This window comes from Vibrio proteolyticus NBRC 13287, from assembly GCF_000467125.1.
Classification (GTDB): domain Bacteria; phylum Pseudomonadota; class Gammaproteobacteria; order Enterobacterales; family Vibrionaceae; genus Vibrio; species Vibrio proteolyticus.
The window spans coordinates 76,458-95,614 of sequence record NZ_BATJ01000018.1; the positions used below are offsets into that span (position 1 = coordinate 76,458).

15 protein-coding genes are annotated in these 19,157 nt (G+C 50.6%); 11 read left to right on the top strand and 4 right to left on the bottom strand.

Annotation, left to right across the window (positions count from 1 at the left end; genetic code table 11):
• Positions 1-148: 148 nt before the first annotated feature.
• Positions 149-1,033 (bottom strand): NAD(+) kinase, encoded by an 885-nt coding sequence (gene nadK, locus VPR01S_RS17150; protein WP_021706632.1) that lies wholly within the window; start codon positions 1,031-1,033, stop codon positions 149-151.
• Positions 1,034-1,179: 146 nt separating this feature from the next.
• Here nadK and grpE point away from each other — a divergent pair, with 146 nt between their 5' ends.
• The 4 genes from grpE to dnaJ all read left to right on the top strand — a co-directional run bounded on the left by grpE (position 1,180) and on the right by dnaJ (position 6,931).
• The gene (gene grpE / locus VPR01S_RS17155) at positions 1,180-1,794 is read left to right on the top strand and encodes a nucleotide exchange factor GrpE (RefSeq protein WP_021706633.1); all 615 of its coding nucleotides are present in this window, start codon (positions 1,180-1,182) and stop codon (positions 1,792-1,794) included.
• Positions 1,795-2,118: 324 nt separating this feature from the next.
• Complete coding sequence (locus tag VPR01S_RS17160; RefSeq protein ID WP_021706634.1) at positions 2,119-3,393, top strand: dicarboxylate/amino acid:cation symporter; 1,275 nt, start codon at positions 2,119-2,121, stop codon at positions 3,391-3,393.
• A 267-nt stretch (positions 3,394-3,660) separates the two neighbouring features.
• Positions 3,661-5,574: a molecular chaperone DnaK gene (gene dnaK / locus VPR01S_RS17165; RefSeq protein ID WP_021706635.1), complete on the top strand. Its 1,914-nt coding sequence runs from the start codon at positions 3,661-3,663 to the stop codon at positions 5,572-5,574.
• Positions 5,575-5,785: 211 nt separating this feature from the next.
• Complete coding sequence (gene dnaJ / locus VPR01S_RS17170) at positions 5,786-6,931, top strand: molecular chaperone DnaJ (RefSeq protein ID WP_021706636.1); 1,146 nt, start codon at positions 5,786-5,788, stop codon at positions 6,929-6,931.
• 63 nt (positions 6,932-6,994) lie between these two features.
• Here dnaJ and VPR01S_RS17175 read toward each other — a convergent pair whose 3' ends face one another.
• A complete protein-coding gene (locus VPR01S_RS17175) occupies positions 6,995-7,426 on the bottom strand; it encodes a type IV pilin protein (RefSeq protein WP_021706637.1) in 432 nt (143 codons plus the stop codon).
• Between the two features lie 123 nt (positions 7,427-7,549).
• On the opposite strand from VPR01S_RS17175, the gene VPR01S_RS17180 reads away from it, so the two are divergent.
• The 6 genes from VPR01S_RS17180 (at position 7,550) to tadA (ending at position 12,788) form a co-directional block, all read left to right on the top strand.
• On the top strand, positions 7,550-8,035 hold the full coding sequence (locus tag VPR01S_RS17180) for a GspH/FimT family pseudopilin (protein WP_237668147.1): 486 nt from the start codon (positions 7,550-7,552) through the stop codon (positions 8,033-8,035).
• Positions 8,016-8,636 carry a hypothetical protein gene (locus VPR01S_RS17185; protein ID WP_021706639.1) on the top strand — a complete coding sequence of 207 codons (621 nt, stop codon included), beginning with the start codon at positions 8,016-8,018 and terminating at the stop codon, positions 8,634-8,636. Before VPR01S_RS17180 ends, VPR01S_RS17185 begins: the two co-directional genes overlap by 20 nt.
• The gene (locus VPR01S_RS17190; RefSeq protein ID WP_021706640.1) at positions 8,633-9,871 is read left to right on the top strand and encodes a hypothetical protein; all 1,239 of its coding nucleotides are present in this window, start codon (positions 8,633-8,635) and stop codon (positions 9,869-9,871) included. Before VPR01S_RS17185 ends, VPR01S_RS17190 begins: the two co-directional genes overlap by 4 nt.
• Positions 9,861-10,283, top strand: a complete 423-nt coding sequence (locus VPR01S_RS17195; protein ID WP_040903014.1) for a type IV pilus modification PilV family protein — start codon at positions 9,861-9,863, stop codon at positions 10,281-10,283. Before VPR01S_RS17190 ends, VPR01S_RS17195 begins: the two co-directional genes overlap by 11 nt.
• Positions 10,284-10,573: 290 nt before the next feature.
• Positions 10,574-12,133, top strand: coding sequence for an AbgT family transporter (locus VPR01S_RS17200; RefSeq protein WP_021706642.1), 1,560 nt, complete (start codon positions 10,574-10,576; stop codon positions 12,131-12,133).
• Between the two features lie 139 nt (positions 12,134-12,272).
• The gene (tadA, locus tag VPR01S_RS17205) at positions 12,273-12,788 is read left to right on the top strand and encodes a tRNA adenosine(34) deaminase TadA (RefSeq protein WP_021706643.1); all 516 of its coding nucleotides are present in this window, start codon (positions 12,273-12,275) and stop codon (positions 12,786-12,788) included.
• A 47-nt stretch (positions 12,789-12,835) separates the two neighbouring features.
• Here the strand turns inward: tadA and VPR01S_RS23165 are convergent, their stop codons facing one another.
• Both VPR01S_RS23165 and mltF read right to left on the bottom strand, forming a co-directional pair.
• Positions 12,836-12,970, bottom strand: a complete 135-nt coding sequence (locus VPR01S_RS23165) for a hypothetical protein (RefSeq protein WP_021706644.1) — start codon at positions 12,968-12,970, stop codon at positions 12,836-12,838.
• A 207-nt stretch (positions 12,971-13,177) separates the two neighbouring features.
• A complete protein-coding gene (mltF, locus tag VPR01S_RS17210; protein WP_021706645.1) occupies positions 13,178-14,746 on the bottom strand; it encodes a membrane-bound lytic murein transglycosylase MltF in 1,569 nt (522 codons plus the stop codon).
• 326 nt (positions 14,747-15,072) lie between these two features.
• On the opposite strand from mltF, the gene purL reads away from it, so the two are divergent.
• Positions 15,073-18,966 (top strand): phosphoribosylformylglycinamidine synthase, encoded by a 3,894-nt coding sequence (purL, locus tag VPR01S_RS17215; protein ID WP_021706646.1) that lies wholly within the window; start codon positions 15,073-15,075, stop codon positions 18,964-18,966.
• Positions 18,967-19,157 lie beyond the last annotated feature (191 nt).

Consider the following 19,157-nt stretch of genomic DNA (forward strand, 5'->3'; position numbering starts at 1 on the left):
TTTTTTGTGAGCAAGATCGGTAACTTGGAAACCGGCGTTTTGACAGCGAAAGGGAGTGATGAAGAAGAAAAAGCTGGGGAGATGGGCGGTTTGACAAAGGCGTGAGCATAGGCCGTCAGGGCAATGCATTGCCCTGACGGAGAAGGAATTAAAACAGTTTACTCGACCACCCCAGCTTTTTGCGTAAAACGTGGTAGTAGCTGTAATCTTTGGGATGGATCAGGCGCAGTACGTTCGGACTTTGGAAAATATGGACTTCATCGCCCGGTGATACTGGCAACGAGATTTGGCCGTCACAGCTGACTTCCTGCGTACCGCGATTGTCTGGGGAGACAACCAGTTTGATTTTTCGATTGCCATCGACCACCAAGGGGCGGCTCGACAGGGTGTGTGGAAACATGGGTACTAAACTGATGGCGTTTAAGCTCGGAGACAAGATTGGCCCGCCACCGGACAGTGAATAGGCCGTCGAACCGGTTGGAGTGGACACTATGATGCCATCCGAACGCTGTGAAAAGGCAAAATTGTTATCAATGTAGACTTCGAACTCAATCATGTGTGCGACTTGGCCCGGATGAAGTACCGCTTCGTTGAGCGCCGCATTATGACTTTTTACCTGGCCGTGGCGGTGCACTTCGGCCTCTAACAGAAAACGTTCTTCTTCCATATACTCGCCCTGCAAAACTTTATGCAGCGCTTGTTGGAAGTCCTCAGGGTTTAAGTCAGTCAGAAAGCCAAGATTGCCGCGATTGACACCTATGACGGAGACGTTAAAACGCGACAGCACCCGGGCAGCACCAAGCATGTTTCCGTCACCGCCGACCACGATCGCCAGATCCGCCACATGACCAAGTTCAATCAGGCTGGCAAACTGCTTTGACGGGATGTCGTCGAGAATGTCGCTCAAACGATCGTCAATCAGTACATGGTAGCCTTCGGCTGTCAGCCACAAATACAGATCTTTATGTGTCTGTATTGACTGCTGATCCCGGGGTTTTCCAATAATGGCGATCACGTTAAACGGTTTTTTCATAAGCTTTCCAATCGAAATGGGCTTGAATCAAAAATCTTCATCCCCATAATAATGGCAAGTTACCCTATTATGCGAATTTTTATGTGTCTGAACCTTAAAGAAATAGCAGGTTCAAACCCAAAAGAAAGTTGAATTCTGGAGATATCATGAGCAACCAAGAAAAAAAGATGCACGAAGAAGAGCTGCAACAGCAAGAGACGGTTGAAGCCGATACTGAAGCGGAAGCGGAAGCGGTAGGCACAGATGCGGATATCGAATGGAACGAGGAATCGGCGCTGGATGAGACTGAAGCGAAGATCGCACAATTAGAAGCGGCGTTGCTGTCAAGCGAAGCGAAAGTGAAAGAACAGCAGGACGCCGTACTTCGTGCAAAAGCCGAAGTTGAGAACATGCGCCGTCGTACTGAGCAGGAAATTGACAAAGCGCGTAAATTTGCGCTGAACAAGTTTGCTGAAGAGCTGTTGCCGATTATTGACAACCTTGAGCGTGCGATTCAGGCGGCGGATACGGAAAGCGAAGTGGTTCAGCCAATCCTGGAAGGGATTACGCTGACACACAAAACCTTTATCGATACCATCAGTAAGTTTGGTCTGAAAGAGATCAACCCGGAAGGTGAAGCGTTCAATCCAGAACTGCATCAAGCAATGTCGATTCAAGAGAGTGCTGACCATGAGTCCAACACGGTGATGTTTGTGATGCAAAAAGGTTATGAGCTGAACGGCCGCGTCATTCGCCCTGCGATGGTGATGGTTGCCAAATAATTCTGCAGCGTTACGGATAGCAAAGAGAGGCCACTGGCCTCTCTTTTTTTATCGCGACTGATCGGATCAGGTCAAAAATACTCAATATGCAACAGTAGTGTTATGTTGTGCGTTAAGTGATTGTTGAGGTTGTTTTTTGGAGGTTTGTGGTTGAGTTTTATTAGGAATTGGTAATTTATTCTAAAATGAGCGATGTAACACTTTTGTAAATAAAGTCTTCAAAATGTAAATGTCGTGTGTATGATGCACTGACGTTCAGCGTTTAAAACGGAATGAACGTCTTAATTATTATAAAAGATCAACACAACATCCTGGAGACGTACGATGGATAAATCGCTCTCAAGTAAAATTTTTATAGGCTTGTTTGCTGGCCTGCTGATTGGTACTGCGATTCAGTACCTGTTTAGCGGCGTTACTATTTTTGATACTTACCTGCTTGGTGCGGCAGAAGGAGCAGGGGGCATGTTTGTCTCACTGATCAAACTGCTGGTGGTGCCGCTGGTGTATGTATCAATTGTGTGTGGCATTGTTGACCTGAAAGACATCAGTGCTTTTGGTCGCCTTGGTGGGAAAACTTTTGCACTCTACATTATTAATACCATCATCGCGATTGCTGCTGCTCTGACTGTGGGGCTAATCTTCCAGCCTGGCGCGGATGCCCATCTGGCTGGCACGATTTCAGAAAGTGTCAAACTGACCACGACGGAAACCCCAGATATCTTTTCTCTGGTGGTGAACATTGTACCGAGTAACCCGGTACAGGCGTTTGCCAACGGTGACATGCTGCAAATCATTTTCATGGCGATTCTGACCGGTCTGGCGATCCAGGCTCTGGATTCGCGTGGTGGTCCGGCGATTCGCACTTTCAAAATGGCCAATGAGATCATGATGAAGCTGGTTGGTTTGGTGATGAGCCTGGCGCCGTATGGGGTATTTGCTCTGATGATCCAACTCGGCGCAACACTTAACGCGAACACATTGATGTCCGTGGCAGGTTATGTCGCTCTGGTGGTGGCTATGCTGGTATTTTGGATTTTTGTGTTTTATCCGATGGCGGTTGGATTGTCGACGGGTGTGACGCCGAAACAGTTCCTGCGTGCGACTCGTGAACAAATCCTGTTCTCACTCTCGACGGCCAGCTCCAATGCGACCATTCCTGTGACAATGCGCACGTTGACTGAGAAGCTGAATGTGTCTAAATCTGTTGCCGGTTTTGGTGTGCCGCTGGGCGCGACAATGAACATGTCCGGTGTGTCTATCTATATCGCACTGGCGACGATGTTCGTTGCCAACGCTTTTGGCCAGCCAATTAACACCGCCGACATCTTTACTTTGGGTCTGACGATTCTGCTGCTGTCGATCGGTGCGGGTGGCGTACCGGGTGGTGGTGTGGTCATGGTGGGCGTGTTGTTACATCAACTGGGCTTACCACCGGAAGGTCTGGCAATCATTGCTGCGGTTGATCGCATCAACGATATGTTCTGTACATCGTCAAACGTAGTGGGTGATACGGCTGTTAACACCATCGTTGCCAAGACCGAAGGGGAAATCTCAGACGAACAGGCTGTTGAGATTGTAACGGCAGAAGTCAATTCTTAATCACTGATAATCAAAAGAAAACGGAGCCCAAGTGGCTCCGTTTTTTTATGTGTGAATGGTTTTTCAACAAACCCTTACAAAAAGTAGAAAAAAACATAACTTTTTTGTTTTTAACCCTTGAAAAGCATTTTGACGCCCTTATCTATGTGGCATAGAGAAGCAAACATTGATTATTTTTGTTTGTGAGCAAGGGTTGAAACCCGATTCTCCTTCCCCCACATAGGGGATATAACCAAACGAAAATAGAATTTATTCGGAGATAGCCTGATGGGTAAAATCATTGGTATTGACTTAGGTACTACTAACTCATGTGTTGCTGTACTGGACGGCGACAAACCACGTGTAATTGAAAACGCAGAGGGTGAACGTACTACTGCATCGGTTATTGCTTACACTGACGGTGAGACGCTAGTAGGTCAGCCTGCGAAACGTCAAGCAGTAACTAACCCAACTAACACGCTATTTGCAATTAAGCGTCTAATTGGTCGTCGTTTTGAAGACGAAGAAGTTCAGCGTGACATCGAAATCATGCCTTACAAAATTGTTAAGGCTGACAATGGTGACGCTTGGGTAGAAGCGAAAGGCCAGAAAATGGCAGCTCCTCAGGTGTCTGCTGAAGTTCTTAAGAAAATGAAGAAAACTGCTGAAGACTTCCTGGGTGAGGAAGTCACTGGCGCAGTTATCACTGTACCTGCTTACTTTAACGATGCTCAGCGTCAAGCAACTAAAGACGCTGGTCGTATCGCAGGTCTGGAAGTGAAACGTATCATCAACGAACCAACAGCGGCGGCGTTGGCTTACGGCCTGGACAAGAAAGGCGGTGACCGTACTATCGCTGTATACGACCTGGGTGGTGGTACATTCGATATCTCCATCATCGAAATCGATGAAGTTGAAGGCGAGAAAACGTTCGAAGTTCTGGCAACCAACGGTGACACGCACCTGGGTGGTGAAGACTTTGATAACCGTCTAATCAACTACTTAGTAGACGAATTTAAGAAAGAGCAAGGCATCGATCTTAAGACCGATCCACTGGCAATGCAGCGTGTTAAAGAAGCAGCAGAAAAAGCGAAAATCGAGCTGTCTTCTACGTCACAAACTGACGTGAACCTGCCATATGTAACGGCGGATGCAACCGGTCCTAAGCACATGAACGTAAAAGTGACTCGTGCGAAACTGGAATCTTTGGTTGAAGATCTGGTACAACGCTCTCTAGAGCCACTGAAAGTTGCTCTGGCTGATGCTGACTTATCAGTAAACGACATCACTGACGTTATCCTGGTGGGTGGTCAGACTCGTATGCCAATGGTTCAAGCGAAAGTTGCTGAGTTCTTTGGTAAAGAAGCGCGCCGTGACGTGAACCCTGATGAAGCAGTAGCTATGGGTGCTGCCGTTCAAGGTGGTGTACTGGCTGGTGATGTTAAAGACGTGCTGCTGCTAGACGTAACGCCACTGTCTCTGGGTATCGAAACCATGGGCGGTGTGATGACTAAACTGGTTGAGAAGAACACGACTATCCCAACCAAAGCGAACCAGGTTTTCTCTACTGCAGAAGACAACCAGAGCGCGGTAACTATCCACGTTCTGCAAGGTGAGCGTAAGCAAGCGATGTACAACAAGTCTCTGGGTCAATTCAACCTGGAAGGCATTCAGCCTGCACCACGTGGTATGCCACAGATCGAAGTCACCTTCGACTTGGATGCAGATGGTATCCTGCACGTGTCCGCGAAAGATAAGCAGACGGGTAAAGAGCAGAAGATCACTATCCAGGCATCTGGCGGTCTGAGCGATGATGAAATCGAGAAAATGGTTCAAGAAGCAGAAGCCAACAAAGAAGCGGACAAAAAGTTCGAAGAGCTGGCAACTGCACGTAACCAGGCAGACCAAATGATCCACGGCACTCGTAAGCAAGTTGAAGAAGCCGGCGATGCTCTGCCAGCGGAAGACAAAGAAAAGATTGAAGCGGCAGTCAGCGAGCTGGAAGACGCGCGTAAAGGCGACGACAAAGAAGCCATCGACGCGAAAGTTCAGGCTTTGATGACAGCGTCTCAGAAACTGATGGAAATCGCTCAGCAACAAGCTCAGGCTCAAGCAGCGCAAGGCGGCGACGAAGCGGCTCAGTCTAAAGATGACGACGTAGTCGATGCTGAGTTTGAAGAAGTAAAAGACGACAAGAAGTAATCTTGTCCTGACAGGTGGCGCCAAGCGCCACCTGTTGTCAGAACTTCTAATGAAGTACGAAGCGGGCGTTTGGGGCAACTCTTACGCCCGCCTGTTTGTGAAAACTGTGTCGCTATAGATAAGACGGAGCCAGTACGGCCTTTTTATCCATATCGATATCAACACCAGGCGACAGTCCGTCGTTTGCAGTAATCAATTGGTGACGAACAACATGTCAAAACGTGATTTTTACGAAGTATTAGGCGTAAGCCGTGATGCCTCTGAGCGTGATATTAAGAAAGCTTATAAGCGCTTGGCGATGAAATACCACCCGGACCGAAATCAGGGTGATGAATCTGCCGCGGATAAGTTTAAAGAAGTAAAAGAAGCGTACGAGGTGCTGACCGAACCTCAGAAGAAAGCCGCGTACGATCAGTACGGTCATGCTGCCTTTGAACAGGGCGGTGGCGGCTTTGGTGGCGGTGGCTTCGGCGGCGCTGGTGCTGACTTTGGTGATATCTTCGGTGATGTCTTTGGTGATATCTTCGGTGGTGGTCGTCGTGGCGGTGGTCAGGCACGTGCTCAGCGCGGCGCAGACCTGCGCTACAACATGGAGCTGACACTGGAAGAAGCGGTGCGCGGTATCTCACGTGAGATTGAAGTCCCGACTTTAGTACACTGTGATACGTGTGATGGCAGCGGTGCAAAGAAAGGCACTTCGCCGGAAACCTGTGGTACCTGTCATGGTCACGGCCAGGTGCAGATGCGCCAGGGTTTCTTTGCAGTTCAGCAAACCTGTCCAACCTGTCATGGTAAAGGTAAGATCATCAAAGATCCGTGTAATGTTTGTCACGGACAAGGCCGTAAGCAGAAGACCAAAACGCTGAATGTGAAAATTCCGGCGGGTGTGGACACGGGCGATCGTATCCGTTTATCCGGAGAAGGTGAAGCCGGTGAAATGGGCGCGCCAGCAGGTGACTTGTACGTACAAGTGCACGTGAAAGAGCACCACATCTTTGAACGTGAAGGCAATAACCTGTATTGCGAAGTGCCTGTCAGCTTTGCGATGGCAGCGCTGGGCGGTGAAGTGGAAGTGCCGACGCTGGATGGTCGGGTGAACCTGAAAGTGCCGGAAGAGACTCAGACTGGACGTATGTTCCGTATGCGTGGCAAAGGCGTGAAAAGCGTTCGGGGTGGTGGTATTGGCGATCTAATCGTGAAGCTGGTGGTTGAGACACCAGTCAAGCTGAGCAGTCGTCAGAAAGAATTGCTGCGTGAGTTTGAAGAGTCTTGTGGTGGTGATGCCAACCGTCATAAACCTAAATCACATGGCTTCTTCCAAGGTGTGAAAAAGTTTTTTGATGACCTGACCAGCTAAACATGGCGTGGTCTGGTAAATAAAAAGGGTTAGCTTCGGCTAACCCTTTTTTGTGGTTGCGATTTAGCGCCAGCATCGGGGAGGAGCGGATTCACCCAGATGGTTGAGTGTCAGGGCTTCGTAAGTTTGACCCTGACAGGTATCGAGGTGCTGTCGGGTTGCCGTTTGTGGCAGTGCACGGATCTGGTACCCCTGAGTCGAGGCTGAAACGCTGAACTGATAGCGTGACGGGTCTGAATCACACACCAGACAGATGCCAGCCGAGATTACCGTACCGGCATGATAACCACTGCGATAGTGCTGCTCTAAATAGAGCTGAATACGGCTCAGGTCGCTGAGTGCCTGATGGCGGTGCGCACTACGTACGTGTGCGGTGTAACTTGGGTAGACAAACGCCGCCAGCAGTCCAATTATAGCGAGCACTATCAGAAGTTCGATCAATGTCATTGCATTTAATCGATGGATGAAAGGCTTACATTGTTTTCTTCGAATCATTTCCAGTCCTTCCTTATCTGGTGGGGACTCATTTTTCGCAACTGGTAGCATAGGCGCAAGTTGATTGTGGCGGATTTCGTCAGTTACACAGGATTTTGGGAAATGGTTCGCGGGTTCACTTTGATGGAATTGTTGATTACGCTCGGTATTACTCTGACTATGTTGATGACGGCAGTACCGGCTTACTCAGCTTTGTCCGACTATTTCAAAATGACTCAACTGGCGCGCTCGTTAGAGAGCTTTTTGCATCAGGCTCGGGCCGAAGCCGTGTACCGAAATCAAGATCTCTGGGCGCATGTCGAGGTCAGTCAGCGACCGGATGTGAGCGGAGAGTGGCAGATCTGGTTGAGTGATTCTGATGAGTCGGGAAAGGGGGCGGTATTGCTGCGTTTTTCGGGGCAGCGTTATCACGGTATTGCCTTTGAGTCTCAATTTAGTTCAGAACAAATCAAATTTGATGGGGTGCGAGGCAAAATAAAAAACGGTTCAATCTATCTGTATCCAAAGCAGCATCGCGAGCGGGCGCTCAGAATTGGCACGTCGTTCGGCGCCAGTCGGATCAAGTTATGTGGGCTGGAAGGTGAACAATATGGTTATCCGGCGTGTTAGTCAGCGTGGCGGTTCACTGGTGGAACTGATGGTGGCCAGTCTATTAGGACTGTTGGTACTTGCCATGATCGGCTCATTGATGATAAGCATGCAGCGTATGCTCACAGAGCGCGGTCTTCGGTTGTTGTTGGCACAAAACCTCAGCAGTGCCATTCAGCAAATGAAAGAAGACGCGCAGCGCGCCGGTTACAATGGCATCGAGGCTTCATCACTGATGTTATCGGGTGCAGATGCTGTGCTGCACGTTGAGTCGGATCCTGCTCTGTTGGGATATGTTTACCGGGTTGCTTCTTCCGGCAATGAGGTGTTCCGGCATGTGGTGTACCGGCTTGAGGAGGGCAAGCTGAAATTGTGTGAGAAAGATCATCCTGATATTCTGACCGTCGTATCGGCAGCAGTCTCCGGGTATCAAGGGGTATGCTTTTCACTGTTTGAACCGGCGCAGATCCGAGTGACGGCTTTTCGGCCGACGACACAGGTGTTGATCAGTAATGCGACTCGCTCCGGATTCACGTCGATCACGCTGGAGGCGCAATTGGCGGCCAAACCAGCCGTGAGTCAGGCGGTATCGGTGGCATTGAAACACAGGAACTGGCAATGATGATACGCCAGCACGGTAGCGCCATCTTACTGGTGACGAGTGTGCTGCTACTGGCGGCGTTAGTGATCACGCTGGGCTCGGCGCGGCAGATGTTTTTTCTGCTGAAACAGGCGAACAATCACATCAAAAGCCGTCAACAGCACTGGTTGGCGGAAGGCGCTCTGGAGTGTGCCATGGCTCAGATCCAGCCGTTGAAAGTGTGGCCGGACATCTTGAGCGATTGTCTTGATGGTAAAGGCATCTTGCCGCAGGTAACGTCCACGGCGACGGGTTTTTTGGTGAGCGCCAACGCGGGTTTTGCACATTTGCGTAAAGAAATTCAAATAGGCGGTGACTTATCCGCTGGAGCACTTCAGTCGAGCGCGGACCTTTATTTTCATGGTTCAGCCTCCTTCTCTACTCCCGATCCCGGGGCCGTGACAGAGCAGGGCTGGCAATGTGTTGCCATTCGTTACCGGGATCAACTGGTGACCACAGGGGCAGAAAACAAAGGGTTAAGTGCCATCACGCCACCATACACCGGTTTTCCTGAACCGGGGATGCCAGGTTATTGTGCGGCGGGGCATCAAACCCGTTCATCCAGTGGCACTGATTTAGGGCAGGACTTCGTCCGGGATGAGAGCGTCGAGCCGTTTTCGGCATTTTTCGGTGTGCAGGCCGGGCAGTATGCACGGATTCGTGATGCCGGTAGTTTTACCGTGCTTCATGGCAGCGGCCTGCCTGTCCGGGTTGAGGCGTGCGGGAGCAAAGTGGCGAATTTAGTGGAGATGGGACAGCGACATATCTGGGTGGAAGGGGGCTGTGAAATCGAGCCTCAGGCCTATGCGCGCCTGGTGCAAGCCAGTCAGATGACCGACGGGATCATCCTGTTGATCCACGATGGCGTGTTTTCGCTGATGAGTGACGCCAGCGCAGCTACGCTGCCAGCGCTGAAAGGAGTGATGTTCCTGGTTAACCACGATTACACTCCGCAGCTGGCAGATTGGAGCGGATTTGAGGCGGCAAGTTATCTGCAGCACGAGCCGAATGATATCGCCATCGAGGTTCGCCAGAGAGCGGCGTATTTTCAACATGGTGCGATCAGCGTTTCCGGTGGACAGTTCTTTGCAGCAACGGGGCAGGCTGCAATCTTCTACACGACACTGGATTTTGCTTACAACCGTGACACGGTCGATGCCATTCGCCGTACCCACGCAAAAATAGTCTGGCGCGAGGGCAGTTGGTATGCGCGTTAGTCTTGCAGGTTTCAGTATGATTGAAGTTTTAATCTCGCTGATGTTGATCAGTGTAGCGGCGCTTGGCTTTGTCAGGCTCCAGACTTATGTTGAGCGTCAAACCGACTATGTCAGCAACGCGGTGAATGCATTACATCTGGCGGAAACTCAGTTGGAGTGGTTTCGTACACGCGGGGTGTCGTCGGCTCTGACGGCAAACTTTGATCGTGATGTCATCTCAGGTCAGACTTGGTCGGCCCCTTTTTACACGGTGAGCTGGGCAGTCGCTGCCGCACCGTTGTCCGCCAGCCTCAAATCGATCTCGGTGAGCGTGAGTTGGCCAGACCGGCATGGAACGCCTCAGCACGTTGAGTTGTCCACGCTTCTTTCGCGTTATAGTGAGTTCGATACGTTAATGCAATCCGGTGACTAAAGCCTGATATGAATAGCCTTTAGCTAACGGCGTACGTTATATATTGCATTTTGGTTTCAAGATTGTTTACTTGTGGTGGGTAATGATGTGTCTCGCCTGTTACTCTGCTATTGCGTTTTTGCAAAATATGTCTCCATTTTTGTAATTCCCTTTGGAATCTTGTGCTTTTGAAAAGGCGTTTTAATAAAATGTGTTCTGAAATAGAGGCACAAATCATTATTAAAACAGCGGGTGTCAGCGTTGGTTGATATCCGGATGCCGGGGCAACAACATCATAAAATGGAGTTACCATGAGTAACCAAGCTGTAAATCAGGCGCCATCTCAGAAGCCGAGTGGGATGGATCGCTTTCTCAACTTTATCGAACGGGCTGGTAATAAGATCCCTGACCCGGCGATTCTGTTCTTCTGGGCACTGGTCATTGTCTGGGTTTCGTCCGCCCTTTTGTCAAATGTTACATTTGACCTTATCAACCCTCGAACCGGCGAAGCACTACAGGTTAACAACCTCCTGACCGGTCAGGCACTGGCCAGTTTTCTGGCCAATATGGTCTCAACCTTTACTGGCTTCGCCCCGCTTGGGATCGTGCTGGTCGCGATGCTCGGGGTCGGTGTGGCAGATTCGTCCGGCTTTATTACCACCGGGCTGAAAAAAATGCTCAACTTCACGCCGGCCAGATTGCTGACACCTATGTTGATTCTGGTGGCGATTGTGTCCCACACCGCGGCGGATGCCGGGTATGTGTTGGTTATTCCATTGGGCGGGATCATTTTCCATGCCGCTGGCCGTCACCCTCTGGCGGGTATTGCTGCGGCATTTGCTGGCGTTTCAGGCGGTTTCTCCGCGAACTTCATTCCTTCAGGAATCGATCCCTTGCTGGCGGGGTTCACCCAGACGGCGGCGCAAGTGCTGGATCCCGACTACGTAGTGAACCCGCTGGCGAATATTTTCTTCACCGGGTTGTCGTCGGTGATCATTGTGGCAATCGGCTGGTACGTGACGGAAAAAATTATTGAACCCCGTTTGCGTCAGATGCCTGTGGATGAAGATGCTGAAGCGGCCCCAGATCTCGGTTCATTTAGCGCAACGGAGTCCAAGGCATTTCGCTACGCTGGCTGGGCGATGTTGGCTGGTATTGCACTGCTGATTTTTGCTGTGTTGCCAGAAGACTCCGCCTTGCGTTCGTCGGAAGGGGAAATCACCGCATTTTCCGCACCGCTGATGAAGTCGATTGTGCCACTGATCTTCATTCTGTTTATCATTCCGGGCATCGTTTACGGCCGTGTAGCCGGCACGTTCAAGAGCAGCAATGATGTGATTAAAGCCATGTCTGATACCATGTCGACCATGGGCGCGTACATTGTGATGTCGTTTTTTTGTGCCCAGTTCCTGGCCGCTTTTGGTCAGTCTAACATCGGTACTATGCTGGCGCTGTATGGTGCTGAGGGACTGAAAGCATTGAACTTACCGGGACAGGCTACCATCATCGGTATGATTCTGCTGACGGCGGCAGTGAACCTGTTGGTCGGCTCTGCATCGGCAAAATGGGCGCTGATTGGCCCGATTTTGGTGCCAATGCTGATGGCTGTGGGGATTTCGCCGGAACTGTCACAAGCAGCGTATCGAGTGGGAGATTCCGTGTCGAACATCATTTCACCACTGATGGTATTCTTCCCGCTGGTGGTGGTGTACTGCCAACGTTATGTAAAGTCGACCGGCATTGGTACGCTGGCATCGCTGATGATGCCGTTTTCTATCGCGATGCTTATCGGGTGGTCGATATTCCTGCTGGCGTACTGGGGGCTGAGTATTCCACTTGGTATCCAGGCACCGTACACCTACTCTATGTAAAGTCGTTGCCGAAGAAAAAACGCAGGCCTTTGCCTGCGTTTTTTATTGGAGTGGGCGGCTTATCCGGTGACTATCCTCGTCAACGACTTACCGTTATAATTTTGTCAGTGTTGTTATTAATCTCTTTGTCGGAGCTACTGTGTCGCAATCCCCGTTTTCCCCTCAAGATGAACATTTCATGCGCCGTGCGATAGAGCTGGCACGTCAGGCGGAAGCCGAAGGGGAAGTGCCGGTCGGAGCGGTGCTGGTGAAAGACGGCCAGGTGATCGCGGAAGGATGGAACCGTTCTATTTGCAGTCATGACGCGACAGCGCATGCGGAAATTCAAACGCTGCGTCAGGCGGGTCAGGTGCTGCAGAACTATCGTCTGCTGGATACCACGCTGTACGTAACTCTGGAACCTTGCCCTATGTGTGCGGGCGCTCTGTTGCACAGCCGGGTGAAAAGAGTGGTGTATGGTGCGCCGGATCTGAAAGCCGGAGCTGCCGGAACTGTGTTGGATCTGTTTGCCAGTCAGGCTGCGTATCACTACGCCGATGTGGAGTCTGGTTTGTTGGAGCAGGAGTGTCGCGAGCAGCTTCAGGCGTTTTTTAAGCGTCGCCGTAAAGAAATCAAAGCACTGAAACAAGCGAATAAGGCAGCAGGAGAAGAGTAAGACCAGACAGCAAACACCCGCCGAGGCAGATGTCTGCTCATTGATGATCAGGCCATGCAGGCTTGCATGAAAGCGCGGTTACGCCAGATGATTTTCTTTTTGTTGTTGGCCAACATACGTTTACGACGATTGGTCGCAACGGTTTTATACAGGCGTTTCGATTGCATTTTACGTTTCAGCATAAAACCACCCCCCTAGTAAAATCCGTCACCTCTGTATGGGTGACGTGCTTGGTTGATATTCAAAATACCGTTATAACTGTCCAATATGACTGAACGATGAAACTCAGCAAGAATCTGAATTTGGCTAATATGTATGGCTTTTTCGCCTAAAAATCAAGAGGGCAGCGCGATATTCGCGCTGCCCTCGGCGTTTAGGTGAGGTTGCAATTACGGCGTGTCAATACCGGTGCCGGCGGCCGATTGGGCAGGATTCGGCGCGGTGTCTACGGCTGAGCTCTGCGTCTCTGGCTCACTGATGATATCTGGCAGCTCGTCTTCCGGCGCGGCGATCACGGCCAGATCATTGATGTCTGCATCGGCATCATTGGCCGTTTGCTGCTCCACATGGCCGATGATGCTTTGATAGTAGCGGCGGATGTTTTCCACGTAATTCTTAGCCTCGTCACCCCGGGCATAGCCATAACGGGTTTGACTGAAATAGCGTTTTTGGCGCAGCAGTGGCAGACGATCTTTTACGTCATTCCAGGCATCCGGGTTTGCTCCCTGCTTTTTGGTCAGGCGGCGAGCATCCATCATATGGCCGTAGCCTACGTTGTAGGACGCCAATGCAAACCAGATCTTTTCATGTTCGTTGATGCTGTCCGGGACCCGTTCGACCATTCGGCGTAAATATTCCACGCCGCCCAGCACAGATTGCTCAGGATCCAGTCGGTCCTGCACGCCAACGCTTTTGGCGGTGGGCAGGGTTAGCATCATCATGCCGCGTACACCAGTGGGTGATTTCGCGGTTGGATTCCAGTGGGATTCCTGATACGCCAACGCGGCAATCAACCGCCAGTCAAACTCTTTAGAGTATTTTTTAAACAGTGGTGACCATTTGGGCAGCTTGTCATCCAGCGCGCGGATAAATGCACGGGTATCAACGTAATCGAAGCTGCCGACGTGACCAATGTATTTCTCTTCCAGATTGGCCAGATGGCCAGACTGTTTCAGGTTGCCAAAGAATTCGATCATCAGCGCATAGAGACTTTCATCTTCTGAGCGACGAATAAACCAGGAGATCGGTTGATCTTCGGTCAGTTCAAACGCCAGTGCTAAATCCGGATAAACACGTTGCGACAACGAGACTTCAATGGAGTCGGCCACAGTAAAGCGTATTTTACCATCGGAGACTTTTTTCAACTGATCGTTGACGTCTGAGTTGGTGTCAATCTGATAGCGAAATTGCGGATACTGGCGCTGAATGTCCGTCAGAGTCTTTTTGAAGTGGGAGTCATTGACGATCTCAATCACAGGTCTGTCGTTGGTGTCATCGCTGAGCGTATTTTGTCGGTTGACCAGCTGTTTTACCGAGCGTGGGCGCCATTGACCTTTTTTATACACCAACTGTTGGCTGACGTAGTAGTAGGCAGGGCCAGCACGAAAACGTGACAGGCGCTCTTCGGACTGGGACAGACCTGCGGCGATCAGATCGATTTCACCACGTTCCAGCGCCGGGTAGAGGCTGGAGATACGGTACGCGGGTTTCATCTCGAGTTTGACGCCCAACTCATTTGCGAATTCACGCGCCAGTTCGTAGTCCAGGCCTGCCGGGCCATCCGGACCAATGTAATAGGAGAGCTGGTTGTTGAGCGTACCGACTCGCAGAACGCCGCGCTCGCGGATCTGGTCCAGTTCACTTTTGGGCTCAGACTCAATCTGGCATCCCTGGAGAAAAAGGGCGAGCAAGAACAGCGTCAGGGCGCGGTAGAGTCGTCGCATATAGTTATAATTCATGAATGATAAATCTCGTACTTCCGGTGCGGCTCAAAGAACCAGTGTTCATTTGAGTTCCGACATTTATATCAAAGAGGCATAAGTTGGCAAAGTCCGGTAAGGTAAAGATTTGTCGATCTGCGTTCAATGCTGCCAATTTTGGCCTAATTCAAAAATGACAAAAAAAGTGACGCAAACGGTTGCTTTTGGTGTTACATCACAAAAACAATTCCTATATAATGCGCTCGCAAAGGAGAGGTGAAATCGGTATAAGTTCTGGGTTTTATTGTAACTTGCTGAATTTATTCCAATATTACCTTAATCACTTGCATAAGAGACCTAAGCACATGAGAATTTTGCGTGGCTCCCCAGCTCTTTCTGAGTTTCGTGTCAGTAAATTACTGGAACTTTGTCATGAACAAGCTCTGCCGGTAACCGGTATTTACGCAGAGTTTATGCACTTTGCTGATCTGACCGCTGATCTGGATGCACCTGAGTTAGAGAAATTAGAAAAACTTCTGACGTACGGTCCAACGATCGAAGAGCACGAGCCTCAAGGTCTTTTGCTTTTGGTGACTCCGCGTCCGGGTACTATCTCACCTTGGTCTTCAAAATCCACCGACATTGCAAAAAACTGTGGTCTGAGCAAAGTGAAGCGCCTTGAGCGCGGCACCGCTTATTACGTAGAATCTTCGACAACGCTATCGGACGCGCAAGTGGATGCGGTAAAAGCGCTTATCCACGATCGTATGATGGAAACTGTGTTCACGGAACTTGAAGCCGCGTCAGCACTGTTTACGGTCGCAGAGCCTAAGCCTGTCGCGCACGTTGATATCTTAGCGGGTGGTCGTGTTGCACTTGAAGAAGCAAACGTTTCCCTAGGTTTGGCGCTCGCAGAAGATGAAATTGATTACTTAGTCGAGAACTTTACTAAGCTAGGTCGTAACCCTAACGACATCGAGCTGATGATGTTTGCTCAGGCGAACTCAGAGCACTGTCGTCATAAAATCTTTAATGCAGACTGGACTATCGATGGCGTAGACCAAGAAAAGTCGCTGTTTAAGATGATCAAAAACACATTCGAAACGACACCAGACCACGTTCTGTCTGCTTACAAAGATAACGCAGCAGTAATGACCGGTTCGAAAGTGGGTCGTTTCTTCCCTGACCCTAAATCTCGTCAATACACTTACCACCATGAAGATGCACACATCTTAATGAAGGTAGAGACGCACAACCACCCAACGGCAATTTCTCCATGGCCGGGGGCATCAACCGGTTCTGGCGGTGAAATCCGTGACGAAGGCGCGACCGGTATCGGTGGTAAACCCAAAGCGGGTTTGGTTGGTTTCACCACATCTAACTTACGTATTCCTGGTTTTGAACAGCCTTGGGAAACCGACTTCGGTAAGCCGGGTCGTATCGTAAACGCATTAGATATCATGCTGGAAGGCCCTCTGGGCGGCGCGGCATTCAACAACGAATTTGGTCGTCCAAACCTATTGGGTTACTTCCGTACTTACGAAGAAAAAGTGACCTCTCACGCGGGTGAAGAGGTGCGTGGTTACCACAAACCAATCATGATCGCGGGCGGTATGGGTAACATCCGTGACGAGCACGTACAAAAGAAAGAGATCCCAGTAGGTGCGAGCCTAATCGTACTTGGTGGTCCGGCAATGAACATCGGTCTTGGTGGTGGCGCTGCGTCTTCAATGGCGTCAGGTCAGTCAGCAGAAGATCTGGACTTTGCTTCAGTACAACGTGAAAACCCAGAGATGGAGCGTCGTTGTCAGGAAGTGATCGACCGTTGTTGGCAGCTAGGTGAAGACAACCCAATCGCCTTTATCCACGATGTGGGCGCGGGCGGTATCTCGAACGCACTACCTGAGCTTTGTGACGACGGTGAGCGTGGCGGCAAGTTCCAGCTACGTGATGTACCAAATGATGAATTGAGCATGAGCCCACTGGAAATCTGGTGTAACGAATCTCAGGAACGTTACGTTCTTGCCGTCGCGCCAGAAAACATGCAAGCATTCGATGCCATCTGTAAGCGTGAACGTGCACCTTACGCTGTGGTCGGTGTGGCAACAGAAGAGCGTCATCTGACACTAGAAGACTCACACTTCGACAACACGCCAATTGATATGCCAATGGATATCCTGCTTGGTAAAACACCGAAGATGCACCGTGAAGCGACGACGTTGAAAGTCGATAGCCCAGCGATTGCACGCGATGGTATTGAAATTAACGAAGCGGCAGAGCGCGTACTGCGTCTACCAACGGTTGCTGAGAAAACCTTCCTGATTACAATCGGTGACCGCTCAGTAACGGGGCTAGTGGCCCGTGACCAGATGGTTGGTCCTTGGCAGGTGCCTGTCGCGAACTGTGCGGTTACGGCGGCAAGTTACGACACCTACCACGGCGAAGCAATGTCGATGGGTGAGCGCACGCCGGTTGCGTTACTCGACTTCGGCGCATCGGCTCGTTTGGCGGTAGGTGAGTCACTGACTAACATCGCGGCGACAGACATCGGCGATATCAAACGTATCAAACTGTCGGCGAACTGGATGTCTCCAGCGGGTCACCCGGGCGAAGATGCGGGTCTTTACGAAGCAGTGAAAGCGGTCGGTGAAGAGTTGTGTCCGGCGCTGGGTTTGACTATCCCGGTTGGTAAAGACTCCATGTCGATGAAGACCAAGTGGGAAGAGAATGGCGAAAGCAAAGAAGTCACTTCACCGTTATCGTTGGTTATCACTGCGTTTGGCCGTGTTGAAGACGTACGTAAGACCGTAACGCCTCAGCTTCGTACCGACAAAGGTGAAACGTCGCTGGTGCTGGTTGATCTGGGCAACGGTAAGAACCGTCTTGGCGCTACCGCATTGGCGCAGGTGTACAAGCAACTGGGGGACAAACCCGCTGACGTCGACAACGCAGAGCAACTGAAAGGTTTCTTCGATGCGATGCAAAAACTGGTGCGAGCCGACAAACTGCTGGCTTACCACGACAAAGGCGATGGCGGCTTGCTCGTCACGCTCGCAGAAATGGCTTTTGCGGGTCACTGCGGTGTGAAAGCCAACATTGCTGAGCTAGGCGAAGATACGCTGGCGGCGCTATTTAACGAAGAACTTGGTGCGGTTGTTCAGGTTAAGAACGACAACTTGGATTCAGTGCTGTCTACGCTAGCGGCAAACGGCTTAGAATCATGCTCACATGTGATTGGTTCCGTTGATGCTTCAGACCGCTTTGTTATCACCTCTGGTGATGCCGTCGTACTTGAGCGTTCACGTACCGAGTTACGTGTTATCTGGGCAGAAACGACGCATAAAATGCAGGCACTGCGTGATAATCCAGCGTGCGCCGACCAGGAATTTGAAGCGAAGAAAGATAATTCGGATCCGGGTCTGAACGTCTCACTTAGCTTTGATGTCAACGAAGATATCGCCGCGCCGTACATTGTTAAAGGTGCGAAACCTAAGATGGCGATTCTGCGCGAGCAGGGCGTGAACTCTCACGTTGAAATGGCGGCAGCGTTTGACCGTGCGGGCTTCGAAGCAACCGATATCCACATGAGTGACATTCTAACAGGTCAGGCGGCACTGGATGAGTATCAGGGGCTGGTGGCTTGCGGTGGTTTCTCTTATGGTGACGTACTCGGTGCAGGGGAAGGGTGGGCGAAGTCTATCCTGTTTAACGCCCAAGCGCGTGAGCAATTCCAAGCCTTCTTCAACCGTGAAGAGACGTTCTCTCTCGGGGTGTGTAACGGTTGTCAGATGTTGTCGAACCTAAAAGAACTGATCCCAGGAGCGGAGCTGTGGCCACGTTTTGTTCGCAACGAATCGGAACGTTTTGAAGCGCGCTTTAGCCTGGTTGAAGTGCAGAAATCGGATTCTGTCTTCTTTGATGGTATGGCGGGATCTCGTATGCCTATTGCGGTTTCTCACGGTGAAGGCCGCGTGGAAGTGCGTGGTGGTGAGCACCTAAACGCCATTGAAGCATCCGGTACTGTCGCGCTGCGTTACGTTGATAATAACGGTAACCCAACACAGCAATATCCGAATAACCCGAATGGTTCACCAAATGCGATTACTGGCCTGACAACCGCAGACGGCCGCGTGACCATCATGATGCCGCACCCTGAGCGGGTATTCCGCACAGTGGCGAATTCCTGGGCGCCGGAAGGCTGGGGTGAAAATGGCGCTTGGATGCGTATGTTCCAGAATGCACGTAAAAACATGGGTTAAGTTTGATTGTTTTCACCATATTAATCGCGCAGGTCTGTTGGCCTGCGCTTTTTTATGGATCTTGGCCGTCGGGAGCCGCTGCGTTTCGTGCCGGGCAAAAAATAGTTACAGCCAAAGGCGAACTTTTATGCTCTAATACCGCGCTATTCGGACCCGGAGATGGTGCTGTATGGAATTTAAGCTTTGCAGAG

Excerpts from the sequence above, each read along its gene's own strand:
- nadK (WP_021706632.1), bottom strand. The coding sequence starts at position 1,033 with ATGAAAAAACCGTTTAACGTGATCGCCATTATTGGAAAACCCCGGGAT.
- grpE (WP_021706633.1), top strand. The coding sequence starts at position 1,180 with ATGAGCAACCAAGAAAAAAAGATGCACGAAGAAGAGCTGCAACAGCAA.
- VPR01S_RS17160 (WP_021706634.1), top strand. The coding sequence starts at position 2,119 with ATGGATAAATCGCTCTCAAGTAAAATTTTTATAGGCTTGTTTGCTGGC.
- dnaK (WP_021706635.1), top strand. The coding sequence starts at position 3,661 with ATGGGTAAAATCATTGGTATTGACTTAGGTACTACTAACTCATGTGTT.
- dnaJ (WP_021706636.1), top strand. The coding sequence starts at position 5,786 with ATGTCAAAACGTGATTTTTACGAAGTATTAGGCGTAAGCCGTGATGCC.
- VPR01S_RS17175 (WP_021706637.1), bottom strand. The coding sequence starts at position 7,426 with ATGATTCGAAGAAAACAATGTAAGCCTTTCATCCATCGATTAAATGCA.
- VPR01S_RS17180 (WP_237668147.1), top strand. The coding sequence starts at position 7,550 with ATGGAATTGTTGATTACGCTCGGTATTACTCTGACTATGTTGATGACG.
- VPR01S_RS17185 (WP_021706639.1), top strand. The coding sequence starts at position 8,016 with ATGGTTATCCGGCGTGTTAGTCAGCGTGGCGGTTCACTGGTGGAACTG.
- VPR01S_RS17190 (WP_021706640.1), top strand. The coding sequence starts at position 8,633 with ATGATGATACGCCAGCACGGTAGCGCCATCTTACTGGTGACGAGTGTG.
- VPR01S_RS17195 (WP_040903014.1), top strand. The coding sequence starts at position 9,861 with ATGCGCGTTAGTCTTGCAGGTTTCAGTATGATTGAAGTTTTAATCTCG.
- VPR01S_RS17200 (WP_021706642.1), top strand. The coding sequence starts at position 10,574 with ATGAGTAACCAAGCTGTAAATCAGGCGCCATCTCAGAAGCCGAGTGGG.
- VPR01S_RS23165 (WP_021706644.1), bottom strand. The coding sequence starts at position 12,970 with ATGCTGAAACGTAAAATGCAATCGAAACGCCTGTATAAAACCGTTGCG.
- mltF (WP_021706645.1), bottom strand. The coding sequence starts at position 14,746 with ATGAATTATAACTATATGCGACGACTCTACCGCGCCCTGACGCTGTTC.
- purL (WP_021706646.1), top strand. The coding sequence starts at position 15,073 with ATGAGAATTTTGCGTGGCTCCCCAGCTCTTTCTGAGTTTCGTGTCAGT.